The organism is Granulicoccus phenolivorans DSM 17626 = NBRC 107789 = JCM 15570 (genome assembly GCF_000423085.1).
In the GTDB taxonomy this organism is placed as follows: domain Bacteria; phylum Actinomycetota; class Actinomycetes; order Propionibacteriales; family Propionibacteriaceae; genus Granulicoccus; species Granulicoccus phenolivorans.
The window spans coordinates 121,288-136,217 of record NZ_KE383974.1; the positions used below are offsets into that span (position 1 = coordinate 121,288).

The following is a 14,930-nucleotide window of genomic DNA, read 5'->3' on the forward strand; positions in this document are numbered from 1 at the left end:
TGCCTTTCAGCAGATCTCGATGAGTCCGGCGGCGCCCATGCCGCCCCCGACGCACATGGTCACCACGGCGTACCGGGCACCGTTGCGGTGTCCTTCGATCAACAGGTGGCCGATCTGGCGGGCCCCGGTCATTCCGAAGGGGTGGCCGATGGAGATCGCGCCGCCATTGACGTTGAGCCGCTCGGACGGGATCTCCAGGCGTTCCTGGCAGTAGAGCGCCTGGGAGGCGAAGGCCTCGTTCAGTTCCCACAGGTCGATGTCCTCGGTAGTCAGACCGAAGCGCTGCAGCAGTTTCGGGACCGCGTACACCGGTCCGATCCCCATCTCATCGGGCTCACACCCGGCAATGGCCAGGCCACGGAACCAGCCCATCGGCGCGATCCCCTCGGCTTCGGCGAGTCCGGCGTCCATCACGACGCAGGCCGACGCCCCGTCGGTGAGCTGGGAGGCATTGCCGGCAGTGACGAAGCCACCGGCGCGCACCGGCTCGAGTCCGGCAAGGCTCTCCGCGGTGGTACCGGGACGGTTGCAGGTGTCGTGATCGACGGTGACCGACTGCTGCGTCACCGTGCCGGTCTCCCGGTCGGTGACGGCCATCACCGTCGAACAGGCCACGATCTCGGCGTCGAAGCGGCCGTTGTGCTGCGCCGCCGCGGTGCGTCGTTGGCTTTCCAGCGCGAAGGCGTCCTGCGCCTGCCGGCTGATGCCGTAACGGGCTGCCACGATGTCGGCGGTTTCGATCATGGTCATGTACATCTCGGGTTTGTGCTCGAGGATCCACGGGTCCAGGTCCGGGTCGATGCCATCGGCAGATCCGGTCGTACGCCGCAGCGAGACCGACTCGACGCCGCCGGCGACCAGGGCCGGGGCACCGTCGAGGATGACCCGCCCCGCCGCGGTGGCGACGGCCTGCAGCCCGGAGGCGCAGTAGCGGTTGACAGTGAGGCCGCCGACCGAGACCGGCAGCTGCGACCGGATCGCTGCCTGCCGGGCTACGTTGCGCCCGGTCGTGCCCTCGGGGAAGGCGCAGCCGAGGATCAGGTCCTCGATCAGGTCCGGGTCGATGCCCGAACGTTCGACCGCTGCGCCGATGGCGAAGGATGCGAGGGTCGGCCCCGCAGTGAGGTTGAATTCGCCGCGGCCGGCCTTGGTGAGGGGCGTCCGGGCGGTGGCGACGATGGCTGCTTCGCGCATCGGAACTCCTAACGTTCGTGGTTGAGGTGGTCGAAGGTGCGGCCGTCGGCGACCAACTGGGCCAGCAGCGGCGTCGGCTTCCAGAACCGCGGATCTTCGCGGGCGAACTCCTGCAGGTCGGCCAGGATCGTCGCCGGGCCGACGGTGTCGGCGTACTTCATCGGGCCTCCGCGGAAGCGCGGGAACCCGAAGCCGTGGACGAAAACGGCATCCACATCCGACGGGCGCAACGCGGTGCCGTCAGCCACGGCAGCGGCGGCTTCGTTCACCATGGCCGCCAGGTAGCGGCGGAGGATCTCCTCGTCGCTGAAGTCCCGGGGGGTGATGCCGGCCCGCCGGCGTTCCTGGTCGACGATGGCGAGAACCTCCGGATCGGGGGTGCCGCGGCGGGCGCCGTCGGGGTAGCGGTACCACCCCCGTCCGGTCTTCTGCCCGTACCAGCCACGCTCGGCGATTCGGTCAGCGATGTGGACGTAACGATCCTGGGGGTCCCGGGTGGCGTCCAACCGGCGTCGATTGGCATAGCCGATGTCGCCCCCGGACAGATCCGAGACCTCGAACGGCCCCATCGGGTAGCCGAAGTCGCGCAGCGCGGAGTCGATCTGGTAGGGCGAGGCGCCGTCGGCGATCAGATAGTCCGCGGCACGCCGGTAGACGTTCAGGATGCGATTACCGATGAAACCGTCGCAAACCCCGGCGCGGACCGCCACCTTGTTCATCCGTCCGGCCAGTTCGAAGGCGGTGACCACGACATCGGGTTCGGTCCGATCGGTGACGACCACTTCGAGCAGTCGCATGATGTGGGCCGGTGCGAAGAAGTGCAGGCCGATCACGTCGCCCGGGCGTGAGGTGCTGGCGGCGATCTCGTCGAGATCCAGGTAGGAGGTGTTGCTGGCCAGGATGGCTCCGGGGCGGCAGGCCCGGTCGAGGGCGCTGAAGACCGCCTTCTTGACGGCCATGTCCTCGAAGACCGCCTCGATGACGATGTCGGCCCGGGCCAGGTCGGCATAGTCGGTGGTGGTCGAGAAGCGTCGCTCGCGCTCGGCCCGCTCGGCCGCGGACAGCCGTCCCTTGGCGACCTGCGCAGCCAGTACCTGCGCCACCTTGGCCGCCCCGCGGGCGGCAGACTCCGCGTCCCGCTCCACCATGGTGACCGTCAGGCCGGCGTTGAGCAGGGCCAGGGCAATCCCGGCGCCCATGGTGCCCCCACCGATCACGCCGGCGGTCTCGAGCTGCCGCGGCGTACCGGTGGCGGCCTCGGGGATGCGGGCCGTCGCGCGTTCGGCGAAGAACGCATGGACGAGCCCGGAGCGTTGACTGCTCTGTTCGCACTGCTGGAACAGCGCGCGTTCCAGTGCCAGCGCCTGGTCGAAGGGGAGATCGAGTGCTGCCTCGACCGCGTCGACGATCAGCCGCGGTGACAGGAGATGGCGGTCGGTCCGGGTGAGGCGCTCGCGCGCTTCGGCGAGGGTCCGGCGGGTGTCCGCGTCGTCGATGAGTCGGCCGGTCAACTCGCGGGTGGGTCGCGGTCCAGTGCCGGATGCCAGCAGTTCCCGTGCGTACGCCAGGCCCGCCGCCCGCGGATCGACTTCGTCGGTGAGGCGATCCACCAGGCCGAGTTCGAAGGCCTCCTGGGCCGAGAGTCGGCGTCCGGTCAGCATCAGGTCCAGGGCCGCCGGGACCCCGACCAGCCGCGGGACCCGTTGGGTGCCGCCGGAGCCCGGCAGCAGACCCAGCTGGACTTCCGGCAGTCCGAAGAAGGCAGTCGCAGTGGCCACTCGGTAGTGGGCGCTGACGGCCACCTCGAGTCCGCCGCCCAGGGCGGCACCGTGGACAGCGGCAACGACAGGCTTGTCGAGCTCCTCCAGGCGCGCGCAGAGTTCGGAAACGAAGGGCCGCTCCCGGGGGAGGCCGAACTCCTTGATGTCCGCGCCCCCGATGAAATGCCGACCGGCCCCGATCAGGACGACCGCCCGCACCTCGGACTCGGCCTCGGCGCGATCCAGCGCCCGCGCCAGGCCGGCGCGAACCGGGTAACCGAGTGCGTTGACCGGTGGGTTGTCGACAGTGACGACCAGGACGTCGTCGACCAACTCGGCACCGACGACAATGCCGTCGGAGGGTGGGGCTGAAGCGCTGCTCTGCGTCATGGAACTTCCTTGTCCGGGGTTGCGATTCATCCTCCGTTATCAAGGGATAGTTGACAATTCCCAAATTTCCCCGCCATATTGTCAAACAAAACTTTCAGGCAGAGGTGAGTCATGGACAGTGCGTCGCTGGTGATGCTCGTCGAGATCGTGGATGCCGGCAGCATCAGTGAGGCGGCTCGGCGACTCAAGGTGACCCGGGCCAACGTCAGCTATCACCTGAAGCAACTCGAGGCGTCGGTGGGGGAGGAACTGATCCGACGCACCACGCGCAACCTGGAGCCGACCGAATTGGGGCTGCGGCTCTACGAGCATGGTCGGGTCATCAAGGACAGCCTGGACAGTGCTCAGGAGACGGTGGCCTCCCTCGACGGGACCCCGCGGGGAAGGGTGCGGCTGTCGGTTCCCAACGGGTACGGGCAACTGGTGATGACTGCGTGGCTGCTGGAGTTCAAGCAGCGCTTTCCCGGGGTGGTGCTGGACGTCGTCTTCGAGAATCGGATCCAGGATCTGATCCGGGATGAGGTCGACGTCGCAGTCCGGCTGCTGTCGGAGCCCCCGGCCAACCTCGAGTGGTGGGACCTCGGCAGCGTCGGCATCGTCGCCTGTGCCACGCCGGCCTTCGTGCAGCGCCGGGGCCTACCGAGCCATCCGGAGGAGTTGCCGCAGTTCCCCGTGGTCACCGCGTCGATGCTGGCCAAGCGACTCCGAGTGGCGGCGTACCGGGCGGAGGAACGCATCGAGGTGTCCCTGGAGCCCACGCTGACCTCCCACAACTTCCTGTTTCTGCGCGATGCGATCCGGGCCGACATCGGCGTGGGGCTGGTGGCCGACTACCTGGTCGCCGAGGAGATCGCCGCTGGCGCGATGGTGGCCGCGCTGGATCAGTGGCGCCTATCGATGTTCGGGGACCGGGTCTACCTGCTCACCATGCCGTCCCGGCATCGCTCCGGAGCGATCACCAGTCTGCTCGAGCACTTGGCCGAACGCGCCGGGGCGGCCTCGAGCTCCCGGGCGGGCTCGGGAGCCGGGTGACAGGGAGGCGACACCAATGCGCGAAAACTGCCCGTAGCGACGCTTTTCGGGCCACCAATGTCGCCTCGCTGTCAGGTTGCCGGTTATCCCCGCGGGGGAGGGGCTGGCCGGGTGGGCGGGCCCGGCACGGTCGGCGCCGGTCGGTTAGGCTTCCAGCGATGACCAGCGCACCTCCTCCCGCTCCGCACCCGCGACGTTCTTGGCGTCGGCGCGGCTGGGCCGTGGCCGTGGTCGCCGCGTTGGCCCTGGGGGTCGCCGGCTGCCAGCCGGGCACTCCGGCCTCCCGCGCGGCGTCCACCCCGACGCCGACCCCGCTGCGTACCGACATCACCCAGCCGGGCAAGAACCTGCCGGTGGTCACCTGCGCCGGCAACGACAAGGCCGACGCCGACGTGTCGCTGACCGTGTCGCCCGCGCGGACCCAGGACCTTCCCGGGGGCTCGATCCGGCTGGATCAGGTCCGGGTCGGCCAGGACAAGCGGCCGGTCGCCACCATCACCCTGACCGAGGGCACCCTGGAGCGGACCCAGGACCTGGCCAACAACGATCGGGTCACCGTCGGCGGAACCGCGTACCGGGTGGTCACCGTCTGCGACTACGCCTACGTCACCCAGCCACCCGAGCACGCCGCGATCGGCCTGCTGCGCCTGAAACGAGCGTGATCCCCGCGCTACTGCGCGCATCCAGCGTCAGTGCGGGCATCGAGCGTCAGGGCGGTCATCCAGCGTCACCCTGGACGCCGCCCGGACAACTGCACCGCGACTCTTCGGTGCCACCGAGCGACGCCCGATGCAGTCGGCGGCCCGTCGTCGGTCCCGCGGCTCCTGCAGGGCCCGCGCACACGAAGAACCACCGCAACCCCGCACGATGACCCGCCAAACCCCCTCCGGCCCGCGCACCGGGGGAGTCGGGACACCGGGTGCCAGCCAGCGCCAGTGCGGTCATCCAGCGTCACCCAAGGTGATCCAACGTCCGGGCGCACCGACGTTGGGTGCCCTTCGGTGACGCTGGATGACCGAGGTGCCGCTGCTACCCCGAGGCCCACAGCACGGACCCGTCGGCCCCGGTGATCCGGGCCCGCGGCGTACCGGTCAGGTCGATCGCCAGGTCCACCCGATCGGACCCGTCGGCGGCGGTACTGCGGAAGGTGGCCCGCTCGTTGGCCAGGTTCTCGGTCGTGGTCCGCGCGGTCGCCAGCCAGGGATGCTGTCGGCGCAGCGCGATCAGCGCCTGATGCGCTCGAAAGACCGCCAGCGCCGCCCCCGTGGGCTCGCTCACGGCGTCGGGAAACGCCGGCCGGATCGCATCGTCGCCGCCCTCGCGCTCCTCCTTGACCCCTTCCAGGCCCCGTTCGTCACCGGCATAGATCGACGGCACCCCGGCCACGCACGCGAGCACCGCCAGCGCCACGATCGCGCCCTGCGGGCCCACCGCCGAGGCGATCCGGGTGACGTCGTGATTGCCCACGAACGTCTGTGGCAGCAACCGCGGCAGATCGTTGTGCCGCTTCAGGTTCCAGTCCAACTCGAACAGGTTCCGCTCCGCGATACTGGACCGGATCGATTTCCACAGCTCGTACTGGGTCACCGCATCGATCGCCGAGTCCGCCGCGAACTGGGGGTAGTCCCCGTGGATCACCTCGCCGAGGAACCAGGCCTGCGGATAATCCGCCCGCACCCGCGGCAGCACCTGCGCCCAGAACCCCGGGGCCACCGAGTACGCCGCATCCAGCCGCCACCCGTCGACCCCGCGGGCCAACCAGTGCCGCATGACCGCCACGGTGAACTCGACCGCGGCGGGGGAGTCGTGCTTCAACCGTGCCAGCGCCCCGTGCCCCTCGAAGGTCCGCGGCCGCGGCGGCGTGGCGGCCCAGTCGATGTCGAACAGCGCGGCCGGCGCACTGTCCGGCCCCTCCGCCAGCGCCTGCCGCAGCAGCGGATGCCGATCCCCGACATGGCTGAACACCCCGTCCAGCAGCACCCGGATCCCGCGCTCGCGACACGCCGCGACCAGGGCATCGAAATCGGCCTCGTCGCCCAGCCGCGGGTCGATCCGGTAGTGATCCAGGGTGTCATAGCCATGCGTCTGCGACGCGAACACCGGCCCGAGCAGCAACCCGTTCAGCCCCAGCTCGATCACCTGGTCCAGCCAGCCGGTCAGCCGCGGCAGCCGGTGCGCCGGATGCGGTACGCCGTCGGCCTCCCGGATCGGCGCGCCACAGAACCCCAACGGGTAGACCTGCCACCAGATCGCATACTCCACCCACGGGGGCGGCGTGACGGCAACCATCGGCCCTCCTCGGTTCTCAGATCTTGCGGATGCGGACCCACTTCACTTCGTGATTCTCACCTTTGCGCAGTATCGCGGTCGCCCGGCCCCGGGTGGGGCGTACGTTCAGTTCCAGGTTGGGCCCGTTGATGGTGTCCCAGATGTGCTCGGCCTGGGCCAGCGCCTGCGCCTCGGACAGATCGGCGTACCGGCGGAAATAGGAGCGCGGATCACGGAAGGCCGTGGTCCGTAGCGCCAGGAACCGATTCAGGTACCAGCGCCGGATATCGGCATCGGCGGCATCGACATAGACCGAGAAGTCGAAGAAGTCGCTGACGGCCAGCCCGGTCGTGCCGTCGGGCCGGATCCGCGCCGGCTGCAGCACGTTCAGCCCCTCCACGATCAGGATGTCCGGCTGCTCGACGGCGATGTAGTCATCGGGCCGGATGTCGTAGGTCATGTGCGAATACACCGGGGCCAGCACGCGCGGCTTGCCCGACTTCACATCCATCACGAACCGCTGCAGCGCCCGCCGATCGTAGGACTCGGGGAATCCTTTGCGCTGCATCAGGCCGCGCCGGTTCAGCTCCTCGTTCGGCAGCAGGAAGCCGTCGGTGGTGACCAGATCCACCCGCGGATGCGAGGGCCAGCGCCGCAGCAGGGCCTGCAGTACGCGGCTGGTCGTCGACTTGCCGACCGCGACCGAACCGGCCACCCCGATCACGAACGGGGTTCGCGCGGTCTGCACCCCGAGGAAGGAGTTGGTCTGCCGGTAGAGATTGGTGGTGTGGTCGAAGTACATGCTCAGTAGCCGGGTCAGCGGCAGATAGACCTCGGCCACATCGCGCAGGCTGATCGGGTCGCCCTGCCCGCGAATGCTGTCCAGGACCTCCTGGTCCAGCGTCATCGGCGTCGAGGCCGCCATCGCGGCCCAGGCAGCGCGGTCACGCTCGACGAAGGGGCTCTGCGTATCCCGCAGAGCTTCGGTGCTCACCTGTGCCGCCACGCGGCCATTCTGCCCCACACGGCTGTCACCGGTACGCTTTCGGCCATGTGTGGAATTGTCGGATATGTGGGCCCGCGCTCGGCTCGTGAGGTCGTCGTCGGTGGATTGCGGCGTCTGGAATACCGCGGATACGACTCCGCGGGGGTGGCCATCGTCGCTGACGGCAGGATCGACCTGCGCAAGTCGGCAGGCAAACTCGCCAACCTGGAAGCCGTCCTCGCCGAGCATCCGGTCGCCGAGACCGGGACCGGGATCGGCCACACCCGATGGGCCACCCACGGCGCCCCCAATGACGTCAATGCCCACCCGCACCTGTCGGCCAGCAGCCGGGTCGCGGTGGTGCACAACGGCATCATCGAGAACTTCGCCGCGCTGCGCGCCGAACTGCAGGCCGAGGGCATCACCTTCCACTCCGAGACCGACACCGAGGTGGCCGGGCAGCTGCTGGGCCGCGAGGTCGGCCGCGGGGCCACCCTGATCGAGGCCATGCGTACCGTCGTGGGGCGCCTGGAGGGCGCATTCACTCTCGTCGCGGTGGACGCCCAGGAGCCCGGCCGGGTCGTCGCCGCCCGCCGCAACTCCCCGCTGGTGGTCGGCCTGGGCGACACGGAGAACTTCGTCGCCTCCGACGTCGCCGCCTTCATCGAGCACACCCGCGAGGCACTCGAACTCGGCCAGGACCAGATCGTGGAGATCACCGCGGACTCGGTCAGCGTCACCGACTTCGCCGGCAACGACGCCCCCACCCGGCCCTACCACGTCGACTGGGACCTCTCGGCGGCCGAGAAGGGCGGCTACGACTGGTTCATGCGCAAGGAGATCCACGAGCAGCCGCAGGCGGTCGCCGACACCCTGCTGGGCCGCTACACCCCCGCCGGGGCGCTGAAGCTCGACGAGATCCGCATCGACGAGGCCGAACTGCGCTCGATCGAGAAGATCGTCATCATCGCCGCCGGGACCAGCTTCTACGCCGGTATGGTCGCCAAGTACGCCATCGAGCACTGGTGCCGGGTCGCCTGTGAGGTCGAACTGGCCTCGGAGTTTCGCTACCGCGATCCGATCGTCGGCAAGGGCACCCTGGTCGTGGCGATCTCCCAGTCCGGCGAGACCGCCGACACCCTGCAGGCGATCCGACACGCCCGGGAACAGGGCTCGAAGGTGCTGGCGATCTGCAACACCAACGGCTCGACCATCCCGCGCGAATCCGACGCGGTGATCTACACCCACGCCGGTCCGGAGATCGGGGTCGCCTCGACCAAGGGCTTCACCACCCAGCTCGCCGCCTGCTACCTGCTCGGGCTCTACCTGGCCCAGGTGAAGGGGACCAAGTTCGGCGACGAGATCGCTGCGATCATGGCCGACCTGGAAGGGGTCCCGGACAAGATCCAGCGGCTGCTCGACGACTCCCAGGTGATCCTGGATCTGGCCAACCGGCTCACCGACCGGCGCTCGATCCTGTTCCTGGGCCGCCACGTCGGCTACCCGGCCGCGCTGGAGGGAGCGCTGAAGCTCAAGGAGCTGGCGTACCTGCACGCCGAGGGCTTCGCCGCCGGGGAACTCAAGCACGGTCCGATCGCGCTGATCGAGCCGGGCCTGCCGGTCTTCGTCGTGGTGCCGCCCAAGGGTCGCGACATGTTGCACGACAAGGTCGTGTCCAACATCCAGGAGGTACGCGCCCGCGGCGCCCGCACCATCGTGCTGGCCGAGGAGGACGACACCTCGGTGGCCGACTACGCCGATGTGCTGATCCCGCTGCCGAAGGTGATGACGATCCTGCAGCCGCTGCTGGCGATCATCCCGCTGCAGCTGTTCGCCTGCGAGATCGCCACCGCCCTGGGCCACGATGTGGATCAGCCCCGCAACCTGGCCAAGAGCGTTACCGTCGAGTGAGTTGTGCTTGCCCGGACGGTGCTTCGGGCGCATGCTGAACGGGTTTGGACGACTGGGTAGGGTCGGATGATTGTCGGGATCGGTGTGGACGTCTGCGCGATCGATAGGTTCGCCGCGGCCGAGCAGCGCCGTCCCGGCTTTGCCCGGCGCTACCTGACCGAGGCCGAGGCCGCCCTGTCGATGCCCTCGCAGGCGGCCCGGTTCGCCGCCAAGGAGGCCCTGGCCAAGGCGCTGCGGATCGAACACGGCCTCGGCTGGCACGATGCCGAAGTAGTCTGCGATCAATTCGGGCGGCCCGAGTTCGCGATCACCGGTTCGGTGGCCGCCCGGGCACGCGTCCTCGGCGTGACCCGGATCCACCTGTCGATGAGCCACGACGCGGGAATCGCGACCGCGTACGTGATCTGTGAGGGAGAGCGATGAAGTACGCCTACACCGCGGCACAGATCCGCGCGGCGGAGGCCGCGGAGATGGCGCGGCTGGCCCACCGGGCGCTGATGCAGCGGGCCGCGATCGGGCTGGCGGAGTTCCTGGTCCGCCGCCTGCACGACCGGCACGGCTTCACCCAGGGCGGCCAACTGCTGCTGATCGTGGGTCCGGGCTTCAACGGCGGCGACGCGCTGTTCGCCGGGGTCCGGCTGCTCAAACGCGGCATCCAGGTGCTGGCCTGGCGGTTCACCGATCGGGTGTACGAGGCCGGCTGGGAGGCGTTCATCGCCGCCGGCGGCCGGGAGGTCGGCGACACCGAGGCCTGGACCGCCGCGCAGCGGGTGGACATCGTCGTCGACGGCGGGTTCGGGATCGGCGGCCGCCCCGGCCTGACCGGCAAGCTCGCCGACTTCGCTCCCGTGCTGGAGCGGGCCAATGATGTCGTCGCGGTCGATCTGCCGTCCGGGCTGGACGCCGACGCGGCCCAGCACGTGCAGCCCTGTCTGCGCGCCGATGCGACGGTGACGTTCGGGGCGTACAAGATCTGTCAACTGACCGACCCGGTCGACGGCCTGTGCGGGGACGTCGAACTGATCAGCATCGGGCTGAGCCTGTCCTCCCGCGACGCCGCGGTCGCCGCCCTGGACCGGACCGACCTGCAGCATGTGTGGCCGCAGCCGGGCCCGCACTCCGACAAGTACTCCCGCGGGGTCGTCGGGATCGACACCGGCTCCGACGACTATCCGGGCGCGGCGGTGCTGTCCACGCTGGGCGCGGTCTACTCCGGGGCAGGCATGGTGCGGTTCCTGGGCGCTCCGCGGGCGTTGGATCTGGTGCTGCACCGGCTGCCGAACGTGGTGGCCGCCGCGGGCCGGGTCCAGGCGTACCTGTTCGGCTCCGGCTGGGGGCAGCGGCCCGACGGGCGCCCGGTGATCGAGTCCGCCCTGGCCACCGGGGTACCCGCGGTGATCGACGCCGACGGGCTGAACCACCTGCCGGCCGAACTGTCCGGCTGCCTGCTCACCCCGCATGCCGGGGAACTGGCCCGGCTGCTGCGGACCACCCGCGCGGAGGTCGAGGCCGACCCGATCGGGCACGTCCGCCGGGCCGCGACCGACCTCGGGGTGACGGTGCTGTTGAAGGGGGCGGTGCAGTACGTCGCCGCGCCCGGCACCGAGTGCGTCCGGATCGCGATTCCCGGTCCCGCCTGGACCGCCCAGGCCGGCTCCGGAGACACCCTGGCCGGGGTCGCCGCGACCCTGCTGGCCGGCGGACTCACCCCGATCGAGGCGGCCCTGGGTGCGGCCTCGCTGCAGGCACTGACCGCGGCCGCCCATCCCGGCCCCCATCCGCCGCAGGACCTGGCGCTGCAGTTCCCTGCGATGATCGCCGAACTGACCGGAGGGCCCCATCGTGCTCGCTGACCCGCATACCGCCTGCGCCCGGATCGACCTGGCCGCGTACGCCGGCAACCTCACCCGGATCGCCGACCACGTCGGGCCGGAGGTCGCCGTGATGGCCGTGGTGAAGGCCGACGCGTACGGCCACGGGATGATCGAGTGTGCCCGCGTCGCCCGCGCCGCCGGCATTCCCTGGGTCGGCGTGGCGACCGTCGCCGAGGCGCTCACCCTGCGCGAGGCCGGCGACCAGGGACCGCTGTTCGCCTGGCTCTACGGGCCCGATGAGGACCTGTCCCCGGCCGTCGCCACCGGGATCGACCTGGCCGTCCACCGGGTCGAGCAGCTGTCCCAGGTCGCTGCGGCCGCCGCGATCTGCGAGACCACCGCGGCGGTCCAGCTCAAGATCGACACCGGGCTGAGCCGCAACGGCGCGACCGGGGAGCAGTGGCCGGCCCTGGTCGAGGCCGCGCTGGAGGCGGTCGAACTCGGCGCCCTCGAGGTCCGCGGCATCTGGTCCCACTTCGCCGCCTCCGACGAGCCGGAGCATCCGGCCACCGCCGCCCAGCTCGAGGTGTTCGAGTGGGCCCTCGGGTACGCCGCAGACGCCGGGCTGGCGGTCCCGCTGCGCCACATCGGCAATTCCGCGGCCGCGCTGCGGCTGCCGCAGGCCCGCTACGACCTGGTCCGGATCGGGATCGCGGCGTACGGGATCGACCCGGCCGACGGCACCCTCGCCGCCGATGCGGGGGTCGAGTTGCAGCCGGTGATGACCCTGCGGGCCCAACTGATCAACGTGAAACCGGTGCCGGCCGGGGCCGCGGTGTCCTACGGCGGCACCTGGACCGCGACCGAATCGACGGTGCTCGGCCTGGTCCCGCTCGGCTACGGGGACGGGGTGCCGCGGGGGGCCGGCAACCGCGGCCAGGTCCTGGTCGGCGGGCGGCTGGCCCCGATCCGCGGCCGGATCTGCATGGACCAGTTCGTCGTCGATCTGGGCCCCGACGCCCGCGATCAGGTCGGGGACGAGGTGGTGCTGTTCGGCGCCGCCGGCGCGCCGACCGCCTCGGACTGGGCCCGGGCCGGGGACACGATCGGCTACGAGGTGGTGACCCGGCTGCCGCTGCGGCTGACCCGGATCCAGGTCGAACCCGGCGAGGAGTCGCGATGAGTACCCGGCGTCCCGGCAAACCGCAGGCGAGCCGGCAGCGGGCCCTGCCGGCGCCCCCGAAGAAGTCGGCGCCCTCGAAGAAGTCAGCGCCGGTGTCGGTGCCCGCGCCGATGGCCGGGGTGGATCCCCGGGTCGCGCTCGGGGTCGGCCTGGTCGGATCCATCGCCGCCCTGGCCGCCACCTCGGTGGTGGCCGGGATCGAGCTCGAGCGTCGGGTGTTCAACCAGACCCAGCGCGGGCACGGCGGCAGTGGCGAACCGTTCTTCAGCCTGCGCAGTCCCGGCCCGGAGGTGATCACTCCCGACGGACTGCGGATGCACGTCGAGGTCGACGAGATCGACGCGTACCCGCGCACCGACGGACGCACCGGGGCGTACGCGGGGGTCACGCTGGTCTTCGTCCACGGCTACGTGCTCAGCCTGGACTGCTTCCATTTCCAGCGGGCGCACTTCCGGGGCCTGGCCAAGCTGGTCCTCTACGATCAGCGGTCGCACGGCAAGACCGGACGCTCCCCGGCCGAGCACTGCCGGGTGCCGCAACTGGCCCGCGACCTGGCCCAGATCATCGAGGCGACCACCACGCCGGAGGAGAAGGTCGTGCTGATCGGCCACTCGATGGGCGGCATGACGATCCAGGAGTTGGCCAAGCAGCGCCCCGAATGGTTCGGTGACAAGGTGACCGGGGTCGGCCTCATCTGCACTTCGCCGGGGAACATGACGGCCAACCCGTTCCTGAAGCGGGTGCCCGGGCCGATGTTCCTGCGGCTGGCCGATTCGGTGCTGTCGGTGCTGAACCGGGTGCCCGGGCTGGTCGACAAGACCCTGAACACCCCGACCGACCTGTCCTGGCTGACCACCAAGCGGCTCGCCTTCGGCTCCGATGTGCCACCGGACTACGTCGAGTTCATGTCGGAGATGATCGGGCGGACCGGGATCGAGGTGGTCAATGACTACTGGCCGGCGATCCGGGAGTTCGAGGGGGAGCCGGCGTTCCCGGCGCTGAATCGGGTCGAGGCCACCGTGATCGGCGGGGTGGACGACCACATCCTGTCGATCGCGCACAGCGACCGGATCGTGCAACTGCTGCCGGGGGCCGACTACCACCGGATCGAGGACGGCGGCCACATGACCCAGATCGAGCATCACCAGGAGGTCAACGAAGCCCTCGAGGCGATGGTGGCCCGGACGCTGCGGCCGGCCGCCCGGAGCCTGACCGGCTAGGTGCAGTACAGCCAGGTCGTCCGCTCAGGCGACCCGGGCGTCGTGGACGACGTCGATCGCCTCCTGGTAGTGGGTCATCAACTGGGCACACATGGATTCCCAGGTACGCCCGACCACCGCGCTGCGGCAGGACTCCGCGAACACCTGCCGCTTGCGGTCATCCCCGAGCAGGTCGATGGCGTACCCGCGCATCGCGTCCAGATCGCCGGGCGGGTAGAGCCAGCCGGTGCGGGAGGGCTCGATCAGGTCGATGGGGCCGCCGCGCGCGGGCGCGATCGGCGGGATCCCGGACGCCTGGGCCTCCTGGATCGACTGGCAGAAGGTCTCCAACTCCCCGGGATGCACGAAGATGTCCATGCTGGCCAGCGTGCGCGGCAACTGCTCCCCGGTCATCTGACCCAGGAAGATCGCCCGGGGCAGCAATTGCTCGAGCTCGGCGCGCTTGGGGCCGTCGCCGATGATGACCGTACGCGTGTTGGGCAGATCCTGCAGCACCGCGAGATCCTCGACCTGCTTCTCCCCGGCCAGCCGACCGACATAGCCGATCAGCTTCTCCCCGTTCGGCGCGAGCTCGCGGCGCAGGGCCGAATCGCGCTTGGCCGGGTCGAAGCGCACCGAATCCACTCCGCGCCCCCACAGCCCGACCCGCTGGACGCCGATGTCGACCAACTGCTTGCGGGCGTACGTGGACGGCGCCAGGGTCATCGTGGCGAGTTGATGGGTGTTGCGGACCCACTTCCACAGCAGCGGCTCGGCCTGCGGGATGCCGTACTTCGCGGCGTAGCTGGGGACCTCGGTCTGGTAGATCGCCACGCTCGGCAACTCGAACCGGTTGGTGACCACCGCGGCCCGTTGACCCAGCACGTACGGGGCGGCCAGATGCACCACGTCGGGACGGAAGTCGTCGAAGATCCGCTCGAAGCGCCAGATCGGCGACGTCGAGACACGGAAATCCTGATAACCCGGCAGCGCCATGGACGGGAGACCGATCACCTGGTAGCCCATGTACTCCTTGGGGGCCTTCCCGCCCGCCGAGGGCGCGATCACCAGTGCCTCATGCCCATGCGCGGCCAAGTGTTCGAGGACTCGCATCACCGAATGCGTAACCCCGTTCACCTGCGGAAGAAAGGTTTCGGTCACTATGGCTACACGCACACCCCTACCGTAGTTCGT

Annotated in this window: 12 protein-coding genes; 7 read left to right on the plus strand and 5 right to left on the minus strand. The window is 70.1% G+C overall.

The features are described from left to right. Window positions 1-6: 6 nt before the first annotated feature. Together G531_RS0117915 and G531_RS0117920 are read right to left on the minus strand one after the other, a co-directional pair. Window positions 7-1,194, minus strand: a complete 1,188-nt coding sequence (locus G531_RS0117915) for an acetyl-CoA C-acyltransferase (RefSeq protein ID WP_026928272.1) — start codon at window positions 1,192-1,194, stop codon at window positions 7-9. A gap of 8 nt (window positions 1,195-1,202) precedes the next feature. Further along, entirely contained in the window at window positions 1,203-3,344 is a 2,142-nt protein-coding gene (locus G531_RS0117920; protein ID WP_026928273.1) for a 3-hydroxyacyl-CoA dehydrogenase NAD-binding domain-containing protein, read from the minus strand. A gap of 111 nt (window positions 3,345-3,455) precedes the next feature. On the opposite strand from G531_RS0117920, the gene G531_RS0117925 reads away from it, so the two are divergent. Together G531_RS0117925 and G531_RS0117930 are read left to right on the plus strand one after the other, a co-directional pair. Continuing rightward, window positions 3,456-4,376 carry a LysR family transcriptional regulator gene (locus tag G531_RS0117925; RefSeq protein WP_026928274.1) on the plus strand — a complete coding sequence of 307 codons (921 nt, stop codon included), beginning with the start codon at window positions 3,456-3,458 and terminating at the stop codon, window positions 4,374-4,376. Window positions 4,377-4,534: 158 nt separating this feature from the next. Then, a complete protein-coding gene (locus G531_RS0117930; RefSeq protein ID WP_145978601.1) occupies window positions 4,535-5,038 on the plus strand; it encodes a hypothetical protein in 504 nt (167 codons plus the stop codon). 367 nt (window positions 5,039-5,405) lie between these two features. Here the strand turns inward: G531_RS0117930 and G531_RS0117935 are convergent, their stop codons facing one another. Both G531_RS0117935 and coaA read right to left on the minus strand, forming a co-directional pair. Next, window positions 5,406-6,665 carry an alpha-amylase family protein gene (locus G531_RS0117935; protein ID WP_035759651.1) on the minus strand — a complete coding sequence of 420 codons (1,260 nt, stop codon included), beginning with the start codon at window positions 6,663-6,665 and terminating at the stop codon, window positions 5,406-5,408. 16 nt (window positions 6,666-6,681) lie between these two features. After that, the gene (gene coaA, locus G531_RS0117940) at window positions 6,682-7,569 is read right to left on the minus strand and encodes a type I pantothenate kinase (protein WP_211221904.1); all 888 of its coding nucleotides are present in this window, start codon (window positions 7,567-7,569) and stop codon (window positions 6,682-6,684) included. A 126-nt stretch (window positions 7,570-7,695) separates the two neighbouring features. Between coaA and glmS the strand changes: the two genes are divergently transcribed. From glmS to G531_RS23815, 5 genes are all read left to right on the plus strand, one after another. Next, window positions 7,696-9,540, plus strand: coding sequence for a glutamine--fructose-6-phosphate transaminase (isomerizing) (glmS, locus tag G531_RS0117945; RefSeq protein WP_026928278.1), 1,845 nt, complete (start codon window positions 7,696-7,698; stop codon window positions 9,538-9,540). 66 nt (window positions 9,541-9,606) lie between these two features. Continuing rightward, window positions 9,607-9,963 (plus strand): holo-ACP synthase, encoded by a 357-nt coding sequence (locus G531_RS0117950; RefSeq protein ID WP_026928279.1) that lies wholly within the window; start codon window positions 9,607-9,609, stop codon window positions 9,961-9,963. Beyond that, window positions 9,960-11,393 (plus strand): bifunctional ADP-dependent NAD(P)H-hydrate dehydratase/NAD(P)H-hydrate epimerase, encoded by a 1,434-nt coding sequence (locus tag G531_RS23810; RefSeq protein ID WP_035759655.1) that lies wholly within the window; start codon window positions 9,960-9,962, stop codon window positions 11,391-11,393. Before G531_RS0117950 ends, G531_RS23810 begins: the two co-directional genes overlap by 4 nt. Continuing rightward, window positions 11,383-12,537 carry an alanine racemase gene (alr, locus tag G531_RS0117960; RefSeq protein ID WP_026928280.1) on the plus strand — a complete coding sequence of 385 codons (1,155 nt, stop codon included), beginning with the start codon at window positions 11,383-11,385 and terminating at the stop codon, window positions 12,535-12,537. Before G531_RS23810 ends, alr begins: the two co-directional genes overlap by 11 nt. After that, window positions 12,534-13,757, plus strand: a complete 1,224-nt coding sequence (locus G531_RS23815) for an alpha/beta fold hydrolase (protein WP_051215684.1) — start codon at window positions 12,534-12,536, stop codon at window positions 13,755-13,757. Before alr ends, G531_RS23815 begins: the two co-directional genes overlap by 4 nt. A 24-nt stretch (window positions 13,758-13,781) precedes the next feature. Here G531_RS23815 and G531_RS0117970 read toward each other — a convergent pair whose 3' ends face one another. Further along, a complete protein-coding gene (locus G531_RS0117970; RefSeq protein ID WP_026928281.1) occupies window positions 13,782-14,912 on the minus strand; it encodes a glycosyltransferase family 4 protein in 1,131 nt (376 codons plus the stop codon). Window positions 14,913-14,930 lie beyond the last annotated feature (18 nt).